Origin of the sequence: Sandarakinorhabdus sp. (assembly GCF_040398665.1) — a bacterium.
Lineage (GTDB): Bacteria > Pseudomonadota > Alphaproteobacteria > Sphingomonadales > Sphingomonadaceae > Sandarakinorhabdus.
On the sequence record NZ_JBBATQ010000006.1, the window covers coordinates 15,221 to 38,202 of the forward strand.

Annotated in this window: 3 protein-coding genes; all 3 read left to right on the forward strand. The window is 69.1% G+C overall.

All coding sequences use genetic code 11. From position 1 onward, the window contains the following. The first annotated feature begins 10 nt into the window (after nucleotides 1–10). The 3 genes from ABWP22_RS09420 to ABWP22_RS09430 are packed head-to-tail and all read left to right on the forward strand — an operon-like array spanning nucleotide 11 to nucleotide 22,973. Entirely contained in the window at nucleotides 11–1,792 is a 1,782-nt protein-coding gene (locus ABWP22_RS09420) for a ShlB/FhaC/HecB family hemolysin secretion/activation protein (RefSeq protein ID WP_353199716.1), read from the forward strand. Further along, complete coding sequence (locus ABWP22_RS09425; RefSeq protein WP_353199717.1) at nucleotides 1,792–19,773, forward strand: hypothetical protein; 17,982 nt, start codon at nucleotides 1,792–1,794, stop codon at nucleotides 19,771–19,773. Before ABWP22_RS09420 ends, ABWP22_RS09425 begins: the two co-directional genes overlap by 1 nt. Next, nucleotides 19,770–22,973, forward strand: coding sequence for a CHAT domain-containing protein (locus ABWP22_RS09430; RefSeq protein ID WP_353199718.1), 3,204 nt, complete (start codon nucleotides 19,770–19,772; stop codon nucleotides 22,971–22,973). The genes ABWP22_RS09425 and ABWP22_RS09430 overlap by 4 nt, the downstream gene beginning before the upstream one ends. The last annotated feature ends 9 nt before the right edge of the window (nucleotides 22,974–22,982 follow it).

The window sequence follows — 22,982 nt, forward strand, 5'->3', positions numbered from 1 at the left end:
GGCTGGGCGCATGCCGCGGCGGCCCGATCTTGCCCGGCGCAGATCCGCCTTTCTGATCGGCACGGCGCTGCTTGGCGCGATTGCGCATCCGGCGGCGGCGCAGGTGGGCGTGACCGGCGCGCCGACACGCGAAGAAATCGACCCCAGCCGGCGCCCGACCATCACGGCACCCACGCGGCTGATCGTTGACGGCGATATCGAACGCAGCCCGTGCGCGTTGTCCGATCCGGCCTATGCCGCCATCAAATTGACGCTGACGCGGGCTGAATTCAACAATCTCGCGCCGGTTGCGGCTGGCGATCTGGAAGCCTTGTGGCGTCCGCTGGCGGGGCGCGAATTGCCGGTGTCGGTGCTTTGTGAAATTCGCGATGCCGTGGCCACCAAATTGCGCCGCATGGGATATCTGGCGGCGGTGCAGGTGCCGGCGCAGCGCATCGAATCCGGCGTTGTCCGGTTCGAAGTGCTCTATGCCCGATTGACGGCGATCCGCGTGCGCGGCGATGCTGGCCGCAACGAAGCGCAGGTGGCGCGTTATCTGAACAAATTGGCCACCGGCCAGGTGTTCAACCGCATCGCCGCCGAACGTTATCTCTTGCTGGCGCGGGACATCCCGGGGATGGACGTGCGGCTGACCCTGAAGCCCGCCGGCACGACCGTTGGCGACATGGTGGGCGAAGTCAGCGTGCAGCGTCGCCCGATCGCTGCGGATGCTGTGGTGACCAATCTGGGCCCCAGCCAAACCGGGCCGTGGGGCGGGCAGTTGCGGCTGCAGGCCCATGGCCTGACCGGCCTGGGCGATCACAGCTTCGTTTCCTATTATGCCACCAGCCAACTGCGCGAGCAGCAGGTGTTGCAGGCCGGGCATGATTTCGCCATCGGCGGTGAAGGCCTGCGGCTGGGTGGTCGTGTCACCCAGGCCTGGACCCGGCCGGCGCTGGGCGCCGCAGTGCCGCCGGTGCGCGCCCGCACGTTTTTTGCCAATATCGAAGCCGCCTACCCGTTCCGGCGCAGCCAGGCGGCCAGCATTGAGGGCAAGGCCGGGCTTGATCTGCTCAATCAGCAGGTGGAGTTCAACGCAGCGCCGCTGTCGCGTGATCGGCTTCGCGTGGCCTATGCCCGGATCGACGGGGATTGGCTGGATTTGCGCGGTCGCGGCCCCGGTGGCACCTCGGCCTGGCGCTTCGCGCTCGGCGTGGAAGTGCGGCAGGGGCTTTCGATCCTTGGCGCCAGCCCGGACTGTCTCGAATCGCCGGCCGTATGCACCGCGGCCGGGGCCGTGCCGCCGGGCCTGGTCAACGGCAGCCCGACCGCAACGGTGGCGCGCTTCACCGGCCTTGGCGAAGCCCGGCTGTCGCGCCGGCTCAGCCTGGTGGTGCAGCCGCGTGCCCAATATGCCAGCGGCAATCTGTTCGGCTTCGAACGTTTTGCCCTGGGCAATTTCACCGTGGGCCGCGGCTATGAGCCCGGCGCGCTGACCGGTGACGACGGGTTGGCCGTGACTGCGGAGCTGCGCCATGATGCGATCATCCTGAATTCGGCCCTCAAGCTGGCGGCACAGCCCTATGTGTTCGTCGATGCCGGCTGGGCCTGGACGCGCAATCTGGGCGCGGCGGCGAACAACCCGGCCAGTCTGGTTTCGGCCGGCGGCGGCGCGCGGCTGGTGCTGTCGGATCGGGCACGCGTTGATGTTGGCGGCGCCGTGGCGCTGAAAGGTGTCGGGCCGGTGAATGCCGGCGACGTTCGACTGCTGGTCACGCTCACCACCCGCCTGCTGCCGTGGAGGACCAACTGATGCGCCTGTTCGACGAGCAAGCGCCGGCGCGCAGCACGCCCGATCAGGGTTTCAACCCGCGCACAAGGCTGGCGCTGGCCGCCTCGCCAGCGGTTCTGGCCAGCATGCTGGCGCTGCAACCGCAGATCGTGCGCGCGCAGGCCTTCCAGGGCACCGCCACCCCGGTGCTGGGCAATTTCCAACGCTTCGGGCAAGGCCCGTCCGAAACGATCCTGATCAACAGCGATCAGGTGACGATCAACTGGACGCCCACCGACACCGCAACCAGCGCCAACGCGATCAATTTCCTGCCGGCCGGCAATATCGTCAATTTCACGGGCGGCTCCGGTCTCCAGAGCGGGACCTACACGGTGCTCAACCGTGTCATCGCGGCCGATCCCACGCGCACCATCGTGTTCAACGGCACGGTGAACAGCGATTCCGGTGGCCGCATCTGGTTCTACGCGCCCGGCGGATTGCTGCTGTCGAACACGGCGCGCTTCAACGTGGGCAGCCTGCTGCTCACCGCCAATGATCCGGTGGGCGCGGCGGCGGGCCAGCGGTTCCTGTCGAACACCAACCAGTTCCGCCTGGCGGCCGCCGCCGGCAGCACCGCCCGGGTCGACATCGTCCCCGGTGGCGCGGTTGTTGCCAACAATGGCAGCCGGGATGCCTATGTCATCGCCGTCGCGCCGCGCATCTCGATGAGCGGCGCGATCACCGTCGACGGTTCGGCGGCGCTGGTGGCGGCCCAGGATGCCAGTTTCACCCTGAACGGCGGCCTGTTCGACATCACCACCAACGTCGCCACCGATGCGACTGGCTTCGCAATCCAGGTCGCCGGCAACATCACCGGTGCGGCCGGGGACAGCACCGAGGGCATTTATCATCGCATCTACATGGTGGCGATGCCGAAGAACGATTCGATCAGCTTGCTGATCACCGGCGGCAGCGGCAATTTGGGTTTCGACGTGGCCGGCGCGGCTGATGTGGATGGCAATGCCATCGTGTTGTCCGCCGGTTACAACATCACCGGCACCACCAGCGGCCGCGGGCTGCAGCAGGTTGCCACGCCTTCGACGGGCACCGGCTCCGGCGTTGCGCTGGTCCGGGTGGACAGCAAGAACATCACGTCGGAACTGACGATCCGGTCAACCGGCAATATCGAAGCCGTGGCCCAATCCGGCAATCTCAGCCTGGCCGGCGGCATTTCGGCCTATGGCGACCGGGTTGCGACGGTCAACGCCAGCAGCAACCGCTTGCTGACCGTGGGCGGCGATGTGCTGGTCGATGCCTCGGCCTATAATCCGGTGCGGGCTGGCGCGGCCGGGGTCGCCACGCTCACGTCGGGCAATGCCAGCTTCCGGATCAACGGTTCCGCCACCGTCTTGGCCAATGGCTTCGGCCTGCCCGGCACCGGCGCGGCACCGGGCGGCACCGGCTCCGGCGGCCAGGCGCTGATCCATGTCTTTGCCGGCGGAACGCTGGAAGCATCCTCGCTGATGGCAGAGGCCAATGGCACCGGCGGCGCGGCCTTGGGCGGCCGCGGTGGCGCAGGCTTGGGCGGCTTTGCCAACGTGCAATTGGCGACTGGCGGCAGCATCGGCATCGACGACGACGGCACCGGCGACGTGACGTTGCGCGCCCAGGGCATCGGCGACACGGGCGAGAACGGCCAGCAATCCGGCAATGCCACCGGCGGCACCGCCCGGCTCACCCTGAATGCCGACACCATGTTGTCGGCAAACGGGCTGATTGTCGACGCCGGCGCCCTGTCCGGTTCCCAGGCTGGCGGTCGCAGTGTGGGGCAAGGGCCAACCCCCACACCCAACAGCGGCGGCGGCGTGATCCAGGCCGGCAGCGCACAGGTGATCGTGCAGGGCGGCGGCAACCTTGCGACAGGCGAATTGTTCATCACGGCCGATGCCACCGGGCTTGCCGGCACCGGCGGCAATGATTTCCGCGGCGGCTCGGCGCTGCTGGAGGTCAACGACGGCACCGGACTGACCCGGGTCGAATCCTTTGGTGAAACGTTCATCAGTGCCAGTGCCCAAGGCCCGGCCGGTGTCGCGAATATCAACAGCCGGGGCGGCAGTGCCACCGGCGGCACGATGCAGATCCTGGCCAGCGGCCGGCCCACCCTGGCCCTGGGCGGGCAGATCGTGTTTCTGGCGGCCGATGCCATTGCCGGCAATGGCGTGGCCGGCGGCAATGGCGGCGTGGCCGTTGGCGGCCGCGCCGAAGTGAATTTCAACAATGGCGGCTCCCTGCTGCTGTCCGGCCAGCTCAGCGTTTCGGCCAATGCCTTGGGCGGCAACGGCGTGGTGGGCGGCAATGCGACGGCGCGCGACAATGGCGACAATGAACTGCCGGCCGTGCTTCTGCGCTATGGAACGGGCGGCACCGCGGCTGATACCGGCATCGACGCACCGGGCGGTATCAGCCTGTCGGCCACGGCATCGGGCGGCAACGGCACCGGCGGCACCGGCGGCGCTGCCCGGGGCGGCTTCACGCGGGCCCAGCTTGGATCGAAAGCAACCACGGCGGCCTCGTTCACGCTGGACGGGTCGGCCCTTGGCGGGGCTGGCAGTGTCGGCGGGAACGCACAGAGCGGCCGCGCCCAGGTCAACGTCAACGAAGCGACGTTGAATGTCGGCAGCTTCCTGCTGGAAGCCGACGCCACGGGCGGCAACGCCCTGGCCGGCAGCGGCGGTGCCGGCGGCAATGCCATCGTGGGCGGAGCCTTCGCGTTCATACAGGGGGCCGAGAACGGCAGCGGTGCGCGAATCGTCGCCGACAGTTTGAGCATCCTGGCCCGTGCGCGCGGCGGAGCCGGCGGCTCTTCCAGTTCAGGCACCGGCGGCCAGGGCGGCAATGCGTCGGGTTCGACCGCGGGCGGGGTCAGTCTGTTTCTGCTCGCGACCGGCGGCTTTTCCGAGCTGCTGGGCGGATCGACCAATGTTGACAACAGCAGCATCGGCGGCAGGGGCGGCGAGAGCGACACTGGCGCCGGCGGCGCGGGCGGCAACGCCCTGGGCGGCGGCATCACCAATGTCGGGGTGAGCAGCGGGCCGATCACGCCGGTCATCAACCGATCACGCGCCGATCTGGGCAGCACGGTCAACCTGAATGCCAGCGCCGTCGGCGGCCAAGGCGGCGCGATCAAGGTTTCAGGCACAGCCGGACGCGGCGGCAATGCCACCGCCGGCAACCAGTATCTCCTTGCGCGCGGTGCGCAGGTGCGGGCCGGCACCATGATCGTGACGGTAACGGCAACGGGCGGCAACGGCGGCACCGGTGCGCAGACCGATGCCGGCGGCGGCAATGCGCTTGGCGGCATGGGCGGCATATTGGCCTCCTCGCATGCCACCGGCGGCAATCCCGTCGACTTGGTTTTGTCGGGCGGTTTTTCCGTCGATGCCTTCGCGATCGGCGGCAGCAGTGCAACAGCGCCGGGCAGCGGCCGCGGCGGCACCGCCGAAGTGAAGCTGGAACAGGGCAGCTCAAACGCTGCCAATGTCGGCAGCCTGACCCTGCAAAGCGGCGGTTTGAATGCGGATGGCTTCGGCGGCGCCGCACTTGCCATTGGCGTGGCAGGCGGCAACGGGTTTGGCGGCACAACGCGCATTCTTGCCAATCAGGGAACACTGACGGCGAAGGATATAGGCCTGTTGGCCAGCGGCGTGGGCGGTTCCCCCAGCCCGATGGGCCAACAGGCGGGCAACGGCAGCGGTGGCCTTGCCGAGCTGCTGGTAAACGGCGGCAGTGCCAGCTTCGCAGGCGTGATTGCCACCGCCAGCGGGCTGCTTGGCACTGCGACAGGCGGCACCGTTCGTGTGGCCGTCCAGTCGCTGGGCGGTTCCCTGGCGATTTCGGGTTCTCCCGCGCTGCTGGCCGAAGGGCTGAGCGGCCAAGGATATGGCCATTCCGGCCGTGGCACGGCCACCGGCGGCACCATCGATATCAGCACGGCGGCCACCGGCACGCTGACCGTCGCGAATGATCCGCAAGGCGGGCTGACCATCAGCGCCAACGCCAACGTGGTCAGCGGCCTGCAGGACAATGGCAGCAACGCCCAGGGCGGCCAGATCCTGATCAGCAATGCCGGCACCACCAGCATCAGCAACAACAGCGGGCAGTTGACCCTGGAAGTCGGGGCATCGGCCGGCAATGGCGGCAGCACATTGGCCGGCGGCACCGCCACCGGCGGCACGCTGGAGATCATCAACACGGCCGGCACGCTGAACCTGTCGTCATCAACCAATGGGTTGCGCATCGGCACCAATGCCATCGGCGGCGCGTCTGGGTTGGCGCCGGGCAATGCCATCGGCGGCACCAGCACGATCACTGCCAGTGGCGGCACCATCAACTTCAATGGCTCTACCGCGTTCATCGATTTCCTGCGCGGCGGCGTCGGCACATCGCTGCCGAACGGCAATGCCACCGGCGGCGCCATCAACCTGAATTATTCCGGTTTCGGCCGGCTGCAGTTCAACGGTGGCGTCGATGTGTTCCATTCCGTCGATGGGCGCATTGCCCAGAGCGGCAGCACCAACATCATCGGCACCGGCACCGGCGCCTTGCAGGTGGACGGCACGCTCACCCTGTTCAACGATGTGTCGATCACGAGCGGTTTCAATAGCGCGCAAGCCGTTGGTGGCACCGTCACGATCAGCAGCAGCAGCGGCACCAGCACGACAGTCGGGGGCAGCCTGGACGTCTATGCCAACGCGAATGTCATCGGCGGCGGCGGCGCCGACACAGCCACCGGCGGGGTCATCAACTGGAGCAGCGGCGGCAACACAACGATTGGCGGCCGTGCGAACACGGGCGTTTCAGCCAACTTCTCGAGCGGTACCGGCGGCACATCGGCGGCCGGATCGATATCCATCAGCGCTGCCAGTGGCACGCTGGCGATCGGCGGAGGCTTGTTCGCGACCGCCAATGCCAGCAACAACAGCGTGCCGTTCGGCACCGCACCGGCAACAACCGCCGGGCAGATCCTGTTGTCCACGCCGGCAGCCGGCGCGCAGTTCAACGTGTCCGGTACAATTGCACTGAACGCCAACGCCAATGGCAGTGACAATCTGGGCGGCGCTGGCGGTGCGGCAACGGGCGGCAATATCCGCATCAGCAACTTCGGCGCCATGCGCTTGAACCTGGCGAGCCAGCCGATCAGCATCCGCGCCACCGGCACCGGCGGCACCGGCAGCAACAGCGCCGGCGGCACAGGTTCCGGCGGCGTCATCCTGATCGACAGCAGCGCGACCAGCAGCCTCAGCAGCCTGTCCACAACCGGCCAGAGCCTGGAACTTGACACGGTTGGCGTCGGCGGCGTCGGCGCGGGCAGTCTTGGCACGGGCGGCAATGGCGTCGGCGGCACGGTGACCATTGCCAATGCCGGCAATTTCACGCTGCCGGGCGGCCTGAACATCCTGGTGAACGCCACCAGCGGCGACGGCCCGGCGACCGGCAATGCCACCGGCGGCACCGCCACGCTGTCGACCAGCGGCGGCACCACGACCATCAATGGCAATGCGACGCTGAACGCCAATGCCAGCGTGTTGCCATTGGCGAACCGCGGCAACGGCACCGGCGGCACCCTGACCGTGCGGGCCGATGCCGGCACACTGGATGTGAATGGCAATCTGTCGCTCACCGCCAACGGCAGCGGCCTGGCGGCCACCGGCGGCATGCTGACGCTTGGCAGCAGCGGCACGCTGGCAGTGGATGGCCTTGTGTCCGGCACGGCATCGGTGAGCAGCAACACGCTGGCGGCAAACGCATCGGCCCAGGCTGGCCAGATCATGGTGACGGTGGGCACGGGCGGGACACTGCGCGCCGATGCCGGCCTGAGCCTGTTTGCCAATGCCGCCGGCGCACAGCCCGCCACGAGCCTGGACTTGCGCGGCGGCAGCATCAGCATCGGCAGCGGCGGCGCCACGACGATCGGTGGGTCCGGTGTCTATCTTGATACCAGTGCCGTCTATTCGTCGGCCAATGGCGTTGGCGGCGCGGCGCGGGCCGGCAACATCGGCCTGAATGTGACCGGCGGCAGCCTTGCATCGCCGGGCGTGATCCTGATCGCCGATGGCCTGGGCGGCAACAATCCGGGCGGCACCGGCAGTGCCGGAACCGGCGCGTCCGCCAGCGTCATGGTATCCGCCGGCGCGACCGCACATGTCACTGGCCCCTGGCAGATTTCCGCCCAGGGCTTTGGCGGCAATGGCGCCGCCGGCGGAGCCGGCGTTGGCGGCACGGCGCGACTGGAATCGGCCGGCACGGCGACCATCAATTCGGCTTCCAGCAATTTCACCATGCGCAGCAGCGGGACGGGCGGCACCGGTGCGGCGGGCGCGGGCGGCGCCGGCACCGGCGGCACCACCACGCTGGCAACGACCGGCACCGGCAGCCTCATCCTGTCGGGCGGCAGCGCCTTTGACGTCATATTGTCGGCCTTCGGGCTCGGCGGCACCGGCAGCACGGCGGGCGGCGTGGGCACCGGCGGCACGGCCCGTGCGCTGAACAGCGGCACCCTGACGGTTCCGGGCACCCTGCGGGCCACCGCCACCGGCACGGGCGGCGGATCGAGCACCAACGGCGGCAATGGCATTGGCGGCACTGCCCTGCTGGCCAGCAGTGGCACTTTGACGGTGCCGGGATCGGCCGAATTGCTGGTGAACGCGGTCGCCGGCGGCGGCGCACAGACCGGCAATGCCACCGCCGGCACCGCAACGGTGACCATCGGCGGCGGCGTGGCCGATATCAACGGCAGCCTGCTGCTGAACGGCAATGGCGGTGTCACCCCCGGCACGTTGCGCGGCAACGGCACCGGCGGCACGCTGAGCGTGGACGTCAATGCCGGCACGCTGGATGTGGCCGGCAATCTGACCTTCACCGCCGAAGGCGGCGGCACCATCGGGCGCGGCGGCGCGCTGGCGCTGGATGTGGATGGCAGCGTGCTGATCGGCGGCAGCCTCAGCATGGCCGCCAATGTCTTCACCGAAACCACGGTGGCGACCACCCAGTCCCAGGCTGGCGACATCGATGTGACGGTGGGCAGCGCGGGCGTGCTGAATGCGGCCGGCGGCTTCTCGGCCAATCTGGTGTCGCTGGTTGGCCAACCCGTCTTCACCATGACAGCGCGCAGTGGCAATTTCGATCTGCTGTCGGCCGGCACTGTCACCATCGGCGGCACCGGCCTGTTTGTGGACGCGCGCGCCCAATATATCGGCTCAGGCTTCCAGGGCGGCGCTGCGGCAACAGGCGCGCTCGTGCTCAACCTCACTGGCGGCAGCTTCACCTCTGCCGGCGTCAGAATGACGGCCAGTGCGGGCGGCGGCGGCAACAGCAATGGCATCGGCGGCAATGCCACGGCGGGCTCGGCGCGCATGCTGGTGGCCGCAGGGGCAAATGCCACCATCAATGGCTCGTTCCAGTTGGACGGCCGTGCCGGCGGCGGCAATGGCATTGCCGGTGGCACCGCCACTGCCGGCACCGTCCAGCTTTCGGTCGCCGGCACGGCGGCGATCAATCTCGGCACGTCGATGCTGAATGTCAGTGCGATCGCTGTTGGCGGCAACGGCACCTCTGGCAGCGGCGGCAGCGCAACCGGCGGCACGGCCATCCTCGAAAGCCTGGGGGCAAGCGGCAGCATCATCTTCACCGGGGCAGGCGCCAGCAGCCTTGCCTTGAGCACGAACGGCACCGGCGGCAATGGCACCACGCTGGGCGGCGCCGGCACCGGCGGCACCAGCCGGGTGGTCAACGATCATGTCCTGACCCTGCCCGGCGCGCTGGCCGTGCGGGCCAGCGGCTTTGGCGGCTTCGCTGGCACCACCGCCGGCCGCGGCACCGGCAACGGCGGCACCGCCACAGTGGCGTTCAACGGCGGCACACTGGATGTGGACAATGGCCGGCTGTTGCTGGCAGCCGACGGTGAAGGCAATCAGGCCTTCGGCGGCACCGCCCGCATTTCGTCGACCGGCGGCACGCTGGATGTGAACGGCATCATCGAAGTGCGCGCCGAGGCCGAGGGCCAGGCGCTGGGCAGCAACATCATTCGCGGTGGAACCGCCGAAATCCTGCTGGCTGCCAGTTCGAATGTGCGCAGCAGCGACACGGTGATCGTGAACGCCAGCGCCATTGCCAGCAACGGCGACACCAACCCCGGCGGCACCGTCACCGGCGGCACGGCCCGGTTCGCCGCGCGCGGCATTGTGGCGGCGACCAATCTGGTGGAGCTGGACGCAACCGCCTATTTCGATGGCGTCGGCGGCGGCAGCATGGGCGGCAGCGCCGAATTGACCATCACCGGGGGCAGCTTCCAGACGGCCGACGTGAATGTGCTGGCGCAGGGCTTTGGCGGCGACAGCGCCACGGGCACGGGCGGCCTGGGCCGGGGCGGCACGGCGACCCTCAGCATGGCGGGCGGTGCCCAGGTCGCGGTCAGCGACCGCTTGTTCCTTTATGGCAGCGGCAGCGGCGGCATGGGCGGCGTGCGCGGTGTGGGGACCGGCGGCACGGCGCGCGTGACATCCACCGGACAGGGCAGCTTGCTGACAGTCAATCGGCTGGACATGGAAGCCGAAGCCTATGGCAATGCCGCGACCGGCGGATTGGCCGAAATCCGCTTCACGCCCGATGCGGGCAACTTTGGCGGCAGCATCACATCGGTGCAGGATGTGCAGTTGTTTGCCCGGGGCGGGCTGAGCACCAATGGCGGCAACGCCACCGGCGGGACGGCGCAGATCGAAAACAGCCGCGGCGTGTTGACGGTGGGCGGCAATCTGAGGCTGCGGGCCAGCGCCACTGCCCAGCAGGCCGACTCCGGCGGCACAGCCACCGGCGGCACAGCCCGCGCGCTGATCGCTGCCGGCCGGATGACGGTGACCGGCGAAGCCCTGTTCGATGCGGCAGCCACGGGTGGCAACGGCCTTGCCGGCACAGGTGGCAGCGCCGCCGGCGGCAACGCCAAGCTGGAAGCCACCGGCGGGACCATTGTCGCCATCAGCGGCGTGACGCGCCTGATCGCCGATGCCGTGGGCGGCAGTGGCGACACGCTGGGGGGTTCGGCAACCGCTGGCAGGATCCTGGTTTCGGCCAACGACGCGCAGGTGAATGCGAACGGCATTGCCACGCTGTCCGCCAACGGCACGGCCGGCAGCAGCAGCAGTGTGGCGGGTGCCGGCACCGGCGGCGAGATCGAACTGATGTTCGACAATGGCGGACGCCTGGCCTTTGGCAGCACGCTCGATCTTGCCGTGCAGGCCAGCGGCACACTGGCCCGCGCCGGCCATGCCGATCTCAGCAGCACCGGCGGCACGTTGAGCACCATCGGCGACATGCAGATCCTGGCCAACATCACCAGTTCCGGCACGTCGCCCGGATCGTCGGCGTTTGGCGGGGATGTTGCGATCACCACGGCGCCGACCAGCACGGTCAGCATCGGCGGATCGCTGTCGATCCGGGCCGACGTCGCGCGGTTCTTCACCAGGCCCGGCGCCGGCATCACCGGCGGCAGCGTGCTCTGGCTGGCCGGCGGCACGACCAGCATCGGCAAGGACAGTCCGGGCAAGGGCCTGTCGATCAACACCGGCGTGACCGCCAACAGCAGCAATGCCGGCGTCGCGATTGCGGGCGATATCCGGCTTGAATCGCTGGGCAATTTTACTGCCCGCAGCCTGACGGCCGATGCCAGCGCCGATGCCGGCTATGCCACCAATGCCAATGGAGCCAATGGTTCGGCCGGCGATATCACCCTGCTGACCAACATCGGCGCCAGCCTGACCATCAATGGCGGGGTCAACCTGCTGGCCGACGGGCGCGGCGCCACCGGCGATGGCAATGACGGCCTGGGCAGCGGCGGCATCGGCGGCACCGGCCGCGGCGGCAGCATCACGCTTGCCAGCCTGGGCAGCACCAGCCTTGCCATTGGCGACCAGTCCTTCACCATCAGCGCCACCGGCAGCGGCGGCACCGGCGCCAACGCCGCCACCGCGGCGGGCGGCACCGGCATCGGCGGCACCATCAGCGTTGATGTTGCGAGCAACAGCAGCCTGATCGTCACCAGCAATAGTTCGAACAATCTGGTGCTCGATGTCCAGGGCCGGGGCGGCAATTCGTCCAACGGTGTCAGCGTCGGCAACGGCACCGGCGGCAACATCACCGTCAACAGCGCCGGCACGTTCACGCTGCCGAGCGGCCTTGAGCTGCAGGCCGGCGCCAGCAGCGGCAATGGCCAGGCCGCAGGCGTGGCCAGCGGCGGCAACGCCAGCCTGACCGTGAGCGGCGGCGAAACCAGCGTCGGCGGCCATCTGATCATCAACACCAATGCCAGCATGCCAACCAACAACGGCGAAGGCACGGCTGCGGGCGGCAATGGCACCGTTGCCGCCGTGGCTGGTACGCTCGACATCGCCGGCGATCTGCGCTGGGATGGCTCCGCCCTGTCCAGCAATCCCAACGGCGGCCAGTTCACTCTTTCGGCCACAGCCGGCGCCATCGACGCCGGCGGCAAGATCCTGCTGGAGGCCGGTGCCGCCTCGTCATCGCAGGAAAGCAGCGGAACCATCCAGGCCGGCGGCATCGCCATCACGACGGCCACAGGCGGCAGCATTGTCGCCGCCGGTGGCCTCGAAGCGGCAGCAAATGCGATCATCAACACCAATGTCGTCAACCAGATCGTCCGCGCCGGCAGCATTGCCGTGCAATCGGCCGGCACGCTTTCATTTGCCGGCACCGGCCTCAATCTGGAGGCCCGGGCGGGCTATCAAGCCATTCAATCGCTGCAGACCCTACCCGGCGCGGCGCTTGGCGGCACAGCGACCGTCACCCTCACGGGTGGCAGCCTGGTCACCACGGCCCTCAACATCGACAGCACCGCGCTTGGCGCCGAACGTCTTTCCGGCCAGGCCGGCAACGCCACGGGCGGCACGGCGGCCGTGCTGGTGGGTGCCGGCGCAAGCGCGACCGTGAATGGGCAATTCCGCCTGAGCGCGGCGGCAACCGGCGGCAAGGGCGGCAGCGGCGGCGCGGCTGTGGGCGGCACCAGCCGGTTTGAAACGGCCGGCACCGCGCGGATCAATCTGGATCTGGCCAGTATCACACTGGCGGCGGCTGCCCAGGGCGGTGAAGGCATCGACGGGGCCGGCGGCACTGCCACGGGGGGCATGGTCAACCTGGCCAGCCTGGGCCGAACCGGCGACCTCGTCATCACCAGCGCCAGCACCGGCGAGATCATCCTTGATGCCACGGCCACCGGCGGCACCGGCCTGGGCCTTGGCGGGCAAGGCACGGGCGGCGCGGCCAGCATCGGCAATGGCAATATCTTGCAGCTTCCGGGGGCGCTGACAGCGACAGCCACGGGCACCGGCGGCCTGGGCGCGACGCGCGGCGATGGCATGGGCGGCTCGGCCCTATTGGCCTTTGCAGGCGGCACGCTCAATGCAAGCCTTGGCGGCCTGTCCCTGATCGCCGACGGCATCGGCAACGCGGCGCAAGGCGGCACGGCGCGCATCACCTCCACCGGCGGCACGCTGATGGTCGGTGGCATTGCCCAGGTGCGGGCCGAAGCCGACGGCACAGCGCGCGCCAACAACGTCGTGCGCGGCGGTCTGGCGCAGGTGCTGCTGGCCGACACGTCCACCCTGCAGATCAACAATCTTCTGTCGGTCGATGCCAGTGCGGTGGCCGGCAATGGCGATGGCAGTCCCGGCGGCACCGCCACCGGCGGCACGGCGCGCTTCACGGCCCGCGGCATCGTGCAGGTGGCAAACGAGGTGGCGGTAGACGCTTCTGGCGTCATGAACGGTTTGAGCGGCGGTGTTGCGACGGGTGGCAGCGCCATCCTGACGGTGGCCAGCGGCACCTTCCAGACCAACTTTGCCTATGTCATCGCCGAGGCGCTGGGCGGCGGCAACAGCAATGGCACTGGCAGCAACGGCATCGGCGGCACGGCCCAGATGGATGTGACGGGCGGCGCCAACGTGACCATGAACAACACGTTGTTCATGACGGCCAAGGCCTGGGGCGGAAATGGCACGACGCGCGGCGACGGCGTGGGTGGCACCGCGCAGTTGACGACAAGCGGGCAAGGCAGCGCGCTGACCGCAAACCATATCGATATGCAGGCGGATGGGTCGGGCCGGAACGGCACCGGGGGCCGTGCCGAAATCCGCCTGACGCCGGATGCCAATGGCAATGCCGGCCGCATCACCACTGCTGGCAGCCTTGGCGACATCCAGTTGTTTGCCCGCGGCATCGCGCAAAATGGCGTTGGCGGCACGGCCACCGGCGGCACGGCGCTGGTTGCCAACAGCGGCGGCGTTCTGAACGTGGGCGACGATCTTGCGCTGTCGGCCGGCGCAACCGGCCTGACCGGCACACAGGGCGATAGCGCCACCGCCGGCACCGCCGCGGTGAACATGTCGTCGGGACAGATTGTCGTCGTCGGCGAGTTGGGGCTGAATGTCGACGCACTTGCCGGCAGTGGCAACAGTGGCCGGGGTGGCAACGCCACCGCCGGCACCATCAATGTCACCGTCGCCGACAATGGCAGCTTGTCCGCCAACGGCGGCCTGACGCTGGCAAGCCGGGGCAACGGCGGGCGCGGCAGCAACGGCATCGGCGGCGCAGCGGCCGGCGGCCAGATCTTCGCCACGGTGAATGGCACGATGAACATCGGCAGCGGCGGCCTGGTGATCAGTGCCCAAAGCACCGGCGGTGCTGGCAACACCGGCGGCAATGCCACCGGGTCCCAGATCGGATTCGACATCGGCGCCGGCACCTTGGATGTCGCCGGCAGCATCAGCATCGCTGCCACCGCGACCGGCGGCACTGGCCAGACCGCGGCGGGCGGCAATGCCAGCGGCGGCGAGGTGCGTTTCCTTGCTGCCGGCGGCGCCGCGCCCAACAATTTGCGGTTGTCCCCATCGGGGGCCATCGCCATCGAAACGGATGCGCGCGGCGGGGCGGGCGGCAGCGGCGGTGTGACCGGCGGCAACGGCGGCACGGCCGCAGGCGGCGCCATCCTGCTGGGCGCCACGGGCAACAGCGGCACATTGGCGATTGGCGCGGTTACCGCCACAGCCAATGGCATTGGCGGCGATGGCGGCAGCGCCAGTGCTGCGGGCGCGGGCGGCAATGCCCGCGGCGGTACCATCCAGATCGGCATGGGCAATGGCACAGCCACCGGTGCGATCGGTACACTCGGTCTGGCGTCGGCAACCTTGACCGCCAGCGGCAGCGGCGGGTCGGCCGGCGCCGGCACGCCGGCCGGGCACGGCAACGGGCGCGGCGGCAGCGTCGAGATGCTGTTCACCAATGCCACTGCCAACGTGAATCTGGGGCTGAACCTGACCGCCAATGGCAACGCCGGCGGTGTCGGCAGCTTGCCCGGCCTTTCGGCCGGCGGCATTGGCGGCAGCATCACGATCGGCAGCACTGGCCAGGCCGGCCAGCCCGCCGTGCGGCTGTCGAGCGGCGGATCGGTGCAGGCGACAGCCAATGGCACCGGTTCGGGCGCCGCTGGCAGCAATGGCGAGCCCGGCGTGATCCGGCTGTTCAGCGCCGGTGGCGCCGAAATCCTGCTGCCAAGCTTCCGGGCCTCTGCCAATGGCACCGTCGATCCCACATCGACCCTGCGCGGCGGGCTGGTGGCCGAAGCCGGATCGACCATCACCGTATCGGGCGACATCCAGTTCGCCTCGCGCGGCAGCCTGGCCCTGAACAACGGCGGTACGATCACCGCCGGCGGCCGGCTGGAGATCAGCGCCGAGGGATCGGTCGTTTCCGGGTTTGCCGCCCCGGCCAGCGGGCCGCGCGGCGTGATCACCGCGCCCGTCGTCATCCTGCGTGGCGGCACCGGCATCAATCTGTTGACCCAGACCACCGGCAGCCAGGATGTGCAGATCCTGGGCGGGCCGACAGCAACGGTGACGTTGCAGGATGTGGTGAGCACCGGCGATATCATCATCACCGGCAGCAACATCGATTTCACCAGCCTGCGTGCCGATCGCAATGGCGTGATCGACGCGGCCACGGCCATCACCGGCACCGGGATCAGCGTCGGTGGCCGGATCAGCCTGTTGTCCAATGGCACCATCAACGTCGGACCGATCGATGCCGGCATGGTCCGGCCCGTGGCTGCTGGCCCCACCGATGTCCATGTGCGCGGCGCTGGCGTCACCGTGGCCAGCGTGACGGCGGCCGGCGATATCGGCCTGCTTTCGTCCGGCCCGCTCGCCAGCGGCGCGCTCTCCAGCGGGCGTGATCTGGTGCTGCTGTCGGGCGGCAACACCACCACGGGCGCCATCGCGACGCCGGCATCCGGCCGGGTCCGCTTTGGTGGCATCGATTCTGCCAACCTGATCAGCGTGGCGGCCGGTGTGCCCAATTACAGCCCGCTGTTCGCGGCCGGCAACACACCGACAGTCGGCGACATTGCGGTGGGCGGCACGCTTGCCACCGGCTTGCTGGAGGCGGCCACGACCGGCACGTTCCAGGCCCGTGGTGGCGTGACCGTCTCGACAGGAGCCCGCGTCAGTGCGCGCAGCATCGATCTGGTCAATGCAGCCAGCGCCGGCTTCATCAACCTCACCGCTGCCACCGATGTGGTGCTCGGCAGTATCACGGCCAATGCCGGGCTGACGCTGGCCACCACCGGCAACATCACCACGGGCAATCTGGCCGTTGGCGGGACGCTGTCGCTCACGGCGTCGCGGCTTGGCGGCGTGGGCGGCGCGCTGGTGACCGGCGCGATCCGGGCCGGCGACGATATCCGGCTGAACGCGGCGACCACATTGGCCACGGGCAGCCTGTCTGCGGCGGATTCCGTCTTCCTCTCCGCTGGCGGCGCGATCACCACCGGCACGATCGATGCCGGCACGGTGAATCCAGCCCCTGCGGCCAGTGGTGTGCTGTTCGTGACGTCGCCGGGCACCATCTCCACCGGCGCGATCAACATATCGGGCAGCGCCACGCTTTCGGGTGTGCAGGGGGTGACGACCGGCAATATCGCTGGGCCGGGCGGCATCGTGCTGCTCGACACCGGCGGCATCGCCACCGGCGCCCTCAGCACATCGGCCACCGGCTTCGTCTATCTCGCCAGCCACCAACTGCTGCCGCAGATCAGCTTCGATGCGGCCGGCAACCCGCAGTTTGCCGCCCTGCTGGCCAGCACACCGCAGCGCCTGGTTGGGGACATCACCATCAATGGCGCGGTCAACACGGGGCGCCTTGTCGCGGCCGCCACCGGCAATTTCAGTGCGCAGGCGATCACCGCGCCGACAGCCATGTCGATCGATGTTGGCGGCGGGGTGCGCATTGCTGGCCTGATCAATGCCGGGCTGACCAGCATCAACAGCGGCGGCAATGTCGCGTTGGACAGCCGCTTTGTCGGGACCGACGACTTGATCGTGGTTGCCGGCGGTGCCGGCAGCTTTGGCTCGATCACCGCTGCCGGTGAAGTCGGCATCACCACCGCGCAGGGCCTGCAACTGACGGCGGTTGCCGCCGGCGATCGCGCCAGTCTGATCGCTGGCGGCGCGCTGGCGGCCACCGGCGCCCTGGCTGCGGCGCAGGCATCACCGCAGGCCGGCGCGCGCGGCGATATCTTCGTGCGCGGCGGCGGCGTCAGCTTGACCAGCGTGACGGCAGCCGGCGATATCGGCCTGCTTTCGTCCGGCTCGCTGGCCAGCGGCGCGCTCTCCAGCGGGCGCGATCTCGTGCTGCTGTCGGGCGGCACCATCACCACCGCAGCCGTCGCGACGCCGACATCGGGCCGGACACGCTTCGGCGGCTTTGAACAGGCCGGCCTGATCAGCTTCGCAGCCGGCGTGCCCAGTTACAGCCCGCTGTTCGCCGCCGCCGTGGCAGCGGTAACGGCCGACATCAGCGTCAATGGCACGCTCGTCACCGGTCTGCTCGAAGCGGCCACGACCGGCACATTCCGGGCCCGCGCCGGCGTGACCGTCTCGAACGGGGCCAGCGTCAGCGCGCGCACCGTTGATCTTGTCGATGCCGCCAGCACCGGCTTCATCAATCTCAACGCCACCAGCGATCTGCTGCTGGGCAATCTTACGGCCACCGGTGCACTCACGCTGGGCACCACCGGCAACCTCACCACCGGCAACCTGAGCGTGGGCGGCACCCTGAGCTTGACGGCCCGGCAGGCCGCCGGCGTGGGCGGCGCGCTGGTGACCGGCACGATCCGCGCCAGCGACGATATCAGGCTGACCGCGGCCACCACATTGACCACGGGCAGCCTGTCTGCGGCGGATTCCATCTTCCTCACCGCTGGCGGCGCGATCACCACCGGCAACATCGATGCCGGCACGGTGAATCCAGCCCCTGCGGCCAGCGGCGTGCTGTTCGTGACGTCGCCGGGCACCATCTCCACCGGCGCGATCAACATATCGGGCAGCGCCACGCTTTCGGGTGTGCAGGGGGTGACGACCGGCAACATCGCTGCGCCAGGCGGCATCGTGCTGCTCGACACCGGCGGCATCAACACCGGTGCGCTCACCACATCGGGCAGCGGCTTCATCTATATCGCCAGCCACGAAATGCTGCCGCGGATCAGTTTCGATACCGCCGGCAACCCGCAGTTTGCCGCCCTGCTGGCCAGCACACCGGTGCGCCTGATCGGCGATGTCACCATCACCGGCGCGGCCAACACCGGCCGCTTCATCGCCGCGGCAACCGGCAATTTCAGTGCCCAGGCCATCACCGCGCCGACGGCCACGCTGATCGATGTGGGCGGCGCTGCCACATTGGCCGGCAATGTCAGCGCCAGCCGGGTGACCATCACGTCGGATGACATCATCATCACCCCCGGCCGCACCATCGGCGGCAATGGCGCCACCGACATCAGCCTGACCGCCAATGGCCGAGTCGGCGATGCCCTGACCAACAACGCGGTCAACACCGCCAGCATCGGCGGCGGCGATGTCACCGGCACCTACAGCCTGTCGAACGCCGAGTTCGCGACCTTGCGTGCCAGCAACATCAGCGTGCGCCTGCCGACCGGCACGATGACGGTGGGTCAGCTCGATCTGCCGGCCAGCGTGCCCGGCCAGAATCAGGGCCAGAATCAGGGCCAGACCCTGCCAACAAGCATCACCCTGTCGAGCGGTGGCCTGCTCAGGATCACCGGCGCCGTCACCATGGCACAGGCGACAGCGGCCAACACGCTGGCCTTGTCGTCCGGCAGCCGCATCGAAGTGGCGACCGGCAATGGCCGCATCCAGTTGGGCAGCAATGCCGACGCGCCGCTGGGCACCTTGTCGTTGACCGCGGGCAGTGTGCGGGTTGGCAGCGACACGCTGCTCGGCCAGATCAGCGGCGGCACCTTGTCCGGCACGGCGCGCGACGATGCGATCAATGCTGCCGCAGCCAACCCGGCGCCCGCCGGACCGTTGAGCGCCGGCGCCATCCGCATCAGCGCGGCACAGGATGTGCTGATCCAGAACAGCGGCGATGCTGCCACCCGCGCCGGGTTCACCGCCGGCAGCGGCGCACTGATCGTGACGGCGACCGGCAGCCAGACGGCGTTGCTCGATCTGGTGATCAATGGCCGCGTGCTCGGGTCTGGCGGCACGTTCCTGACCAACAATGCCACCCGCACGGCCGTGACGGTCCAGCCCGACGTCTCCCGTTTGGCCGCGGCGGCACAGATCAATGGCTGCGCGGTGGTCGCCGGGTGCGCCGTCGCGCCGCCCCCCGGCCCACCGGCCGCAGCCGAACAAAAGATCGAAGCGATCGTGAACAATATCCCCGGTCTGGCAGGCGAGGCGGAAGCAACCGCGCAGCAGGCCGATGAAGCCGAGGAAGCCGAAACCTTGGCGGAAAAACTGCCGATCGTCACCCTGCAGCGCCTGATCGATTTCAGCCAGATGTCGGCCGATCTGGAGACCAATGATCCGGCGACCAGCGGCGGCAATCCGGCGCTGTGGCTGGATCCGATCCCCAGCGGTGTGCGCCGGCCGGGAGGCTTGAAATGAACCGTGTCGGGCTCATGCTGATGGCAGCCGCGCTGCTGCCGATTCCGGCCGTGCCGGCGCAGGCGCAAAGCCTGACGCTGGCCGACAGCTTCCGCATCGGCAACGCTGGCGTGTTGTGCACGGCGCAGGCCCAGGTCGCCGATCCTTTGCTGAAAGGCATGTTCGATCGCGGCTATCGCATTGTGTGCCGGGATGCGGCCGCGCCGGTCGGCAGCCTTTATGCCTTGCGAACCGGCGCACCGCCGCTGATGCCGGGCTGCCCGACGCCCGTGGCGGCATCGCTGCCCGGCCTGCCCGGCGCGATGGCCAGCCGCTGCGCCGTCGATGGCCTCAATCGCCTGCGCCTGTCCGTGCAGCGCGGCCGCACGCTTTATGTTGCCGATGGCTTTGGCGGCTATGGTTCGGCGCTGGAACTGGGCTTGCGCACGCTGGTGGCCGATGCACCGATGGCCGGCACTGTGGAGGTGGCGGCAACCGAGGCGGGCGATCCGGCGGCCTTCGCGCGCATCCAGGCCGGCAGTCTGGAACCAGGGCAGGCGCTTGTCGAAGCCTATGGACGCAACAATGCCTCCAGCTTTGCCGAAGCGGCGGAGTTTTTCGACCTGCTGGTGGAGCGCAATCGGCTGGGCGCCCCCGGCTTCACCCGCAGCGCCGAATATCTTGCCAATCAGGGCCTCCAGCAATCGAATCTCGGCAATTTTGCGGACGCCGAGCGCCTGTTCGGACGGGCGGCCTTGTTGATCGACGTCAATGATCCGGTCGCCAGCCGCCTGCAGCGCAATGCGCTGGCCCAGCATCAGTTGAACCGCCGCCAGAACAGCGCTGCGCTGGAAACACTGGCACGCCGGGTAAGCGGCAATATCGGCACCACCGATACCAGCCGCCTGGCAGCCGGATATATCGACACCGCATTGTCGCAGCGCCTGAACATCGATGGTGCCGCCATTGGTGGCGGCGACGCGGCACTGACGCTGGCAGAACGGGTGCAGATTCTGGACGCGCAGGCGCTGTATCTGCGCGGTGCGGCGCTGGGCGGTTTGGGCGATCTGCCCGCTGCGGCGATCGCGCTGGCACAGGCCCAAGAACAGTTGGCGCAGGTGCGCGGCGGCCGCGTGCTGTCGATCCGCTGGCTGCGGGCAGCGGTCGCCACCGAGCGTGGCCGCGTGACCGAGCAGTTGGGCAATGGCGCAGAGGCCATCGATGCCCTGGCCGAAGCGGTCAACTTGACGGCAGCGCAATATCCGCAATCCGCGGCCCTGCTGGCGGCGCAAGCGCGGCAGGCGGCACTGTTGCAACGACAGGGACGCACGGCAGAGGCCGCGCCGCTGTTCCGCAGCATCGTCAAGGCAGCGCCCGACGTTCCGGGCGCCGGCCAATTGTTGCGGCCGTTGCTGGTACCGTGGTTTGCCGGGCTGGCCGCCCAGGGCGACGCCGCCGCCGCAACCGATCTGTTCGATGCCAGCCAGATCCTGCTGCGACCCGGCGTGGCACAGACCCAGGCCGTGCTGGCGCGTGAATTGTCGGGCGGCAGCGATGCGGCGTCGGCCCTGTTCCGCCAATCGGTCACCCTGTCGCGCGATCTGGTGCGCACCCAGGCCGAAATCAGCCGGATCGACCAGATGGAGGCGCCCACCGTGCTGGACCGCGAGCGCGTCGCCGCCCTGCGGGAGCGCCTGGCGGTGCTGGGCCGTGACCAGACGTCGGTGCTGGCGCGGCTGGCGGACTTCCCGCGCTATCGCAGCATCAGCAACACCACGGTGACCGTTGCGGGCCTGCAGGCCGTGCTGGGCCCGGACGAAGCCTATTACAAGCTGATCCTGCTGGGCGAACAGGCCTATGCACTGGTGCTCGGCCGACAGGCCGCCGCGGTGCACAGCATTGCCGCCACCAGCACGGAACTCGGCGCGCTGGTGAAGGCCATACGTGACACGGTGGTGATCTTCGAAAACGGCAGACCGACCACCTATCCGTTCGATGCCGCTGCGGCACGCCGCCTGTACATGTTGCTGGCCGGGCCGGCCGATGGCGTCGGCGCCAAGCTGATGCTGGCCAGCAAGCATCTGATTGCCGAGCCGGATGGCGCCCTGCTGCAATTGCCGTTCAACCTGCTGATCACGGCCGATGACAATCTGGCCGCCTATCAGGCGCGGCAGACCGACGACAATGCCGATCCGTTCGACGCGCGCGGCCTGGCCTGGTTGGGCCGTGATCGCATGGTGTCCACCGCCACTTCGCCACGGGCCTTCATGGATGTGCGCAGCATCGCCGGCAGCCGGGCCGCCAATGCCTATCTGGGGCTGGGCCAGAACAGCGTGCCGCCCGGTGCGCGCCCGCCGGAATTGCCGGTGGTGGCGGCAGCACCGCCAGCCGAGGCGGCCAGCCGCACCGGCAGCACGCGCGGTGCGGCTGCCCTGGCAGCGGCCCTGCCGGCGGCGGCCACCGCCATTCCGGTGAGCGCGCCGGCAAACGCCAGCCCGGTGCCGCCGCGCAATGACTGTGATTGGCCGCTGCTGGAATGGTCGCGGCCGATTTCCGCCACCGAACTGCGGCTGGCGGCCGATCTGCTGCGCACCAGCGGTTCCACCGTCTCCACCGAAGGCGATTTCACCGACACCGCCATGATGGCGCGCAGCGATCTGAAGAATTATCGCATCATCCATTTCGCCACCCACGGCCTTGTCACCGCGCCGCGCCCGGAATGCCCGGCGCGCCCGGCCCTGCTCACCAGCTTTGGCGGCGCCGGCTCCGATGGCCTGCTCAGCTTCCGCGACATCTTTGATCTGTCGCTGGATGCCGACACCATCATCCTTTCGGCGTGTGACACCGCCGGTGCCGCCACGGCTTCGGCCACGCGCGAAGCCGGCATCACCACCGGCGGCAATTTTGCCCTGGATGGTCTGGTGCGCGCCTTCGTCGGGGCCGGTGCCCGCGCCGTGATCGCCAGCCACTGGCCGGTGCCGGACAGTTTCGATGCCACGCGCACGCTGATCCTCGGCCTGTTCGCCAATGCCGGCAAACAAGCCGTCGGCGAAGCGCTGCGCCAATCGCAGCGGCAGATGATGGATGTGCTGGAAACGTCGCACCCTTACTACTGGTCGGGCTTTGCCATCATCGGCGATGCAGCCAAGCCGCTGATGGGCCGAGGTGCCGCCGCAACAGCCGCTGCCCCATCTGCTGCAACGGCCGGCTCCGGCCACTGAGCGCCCATC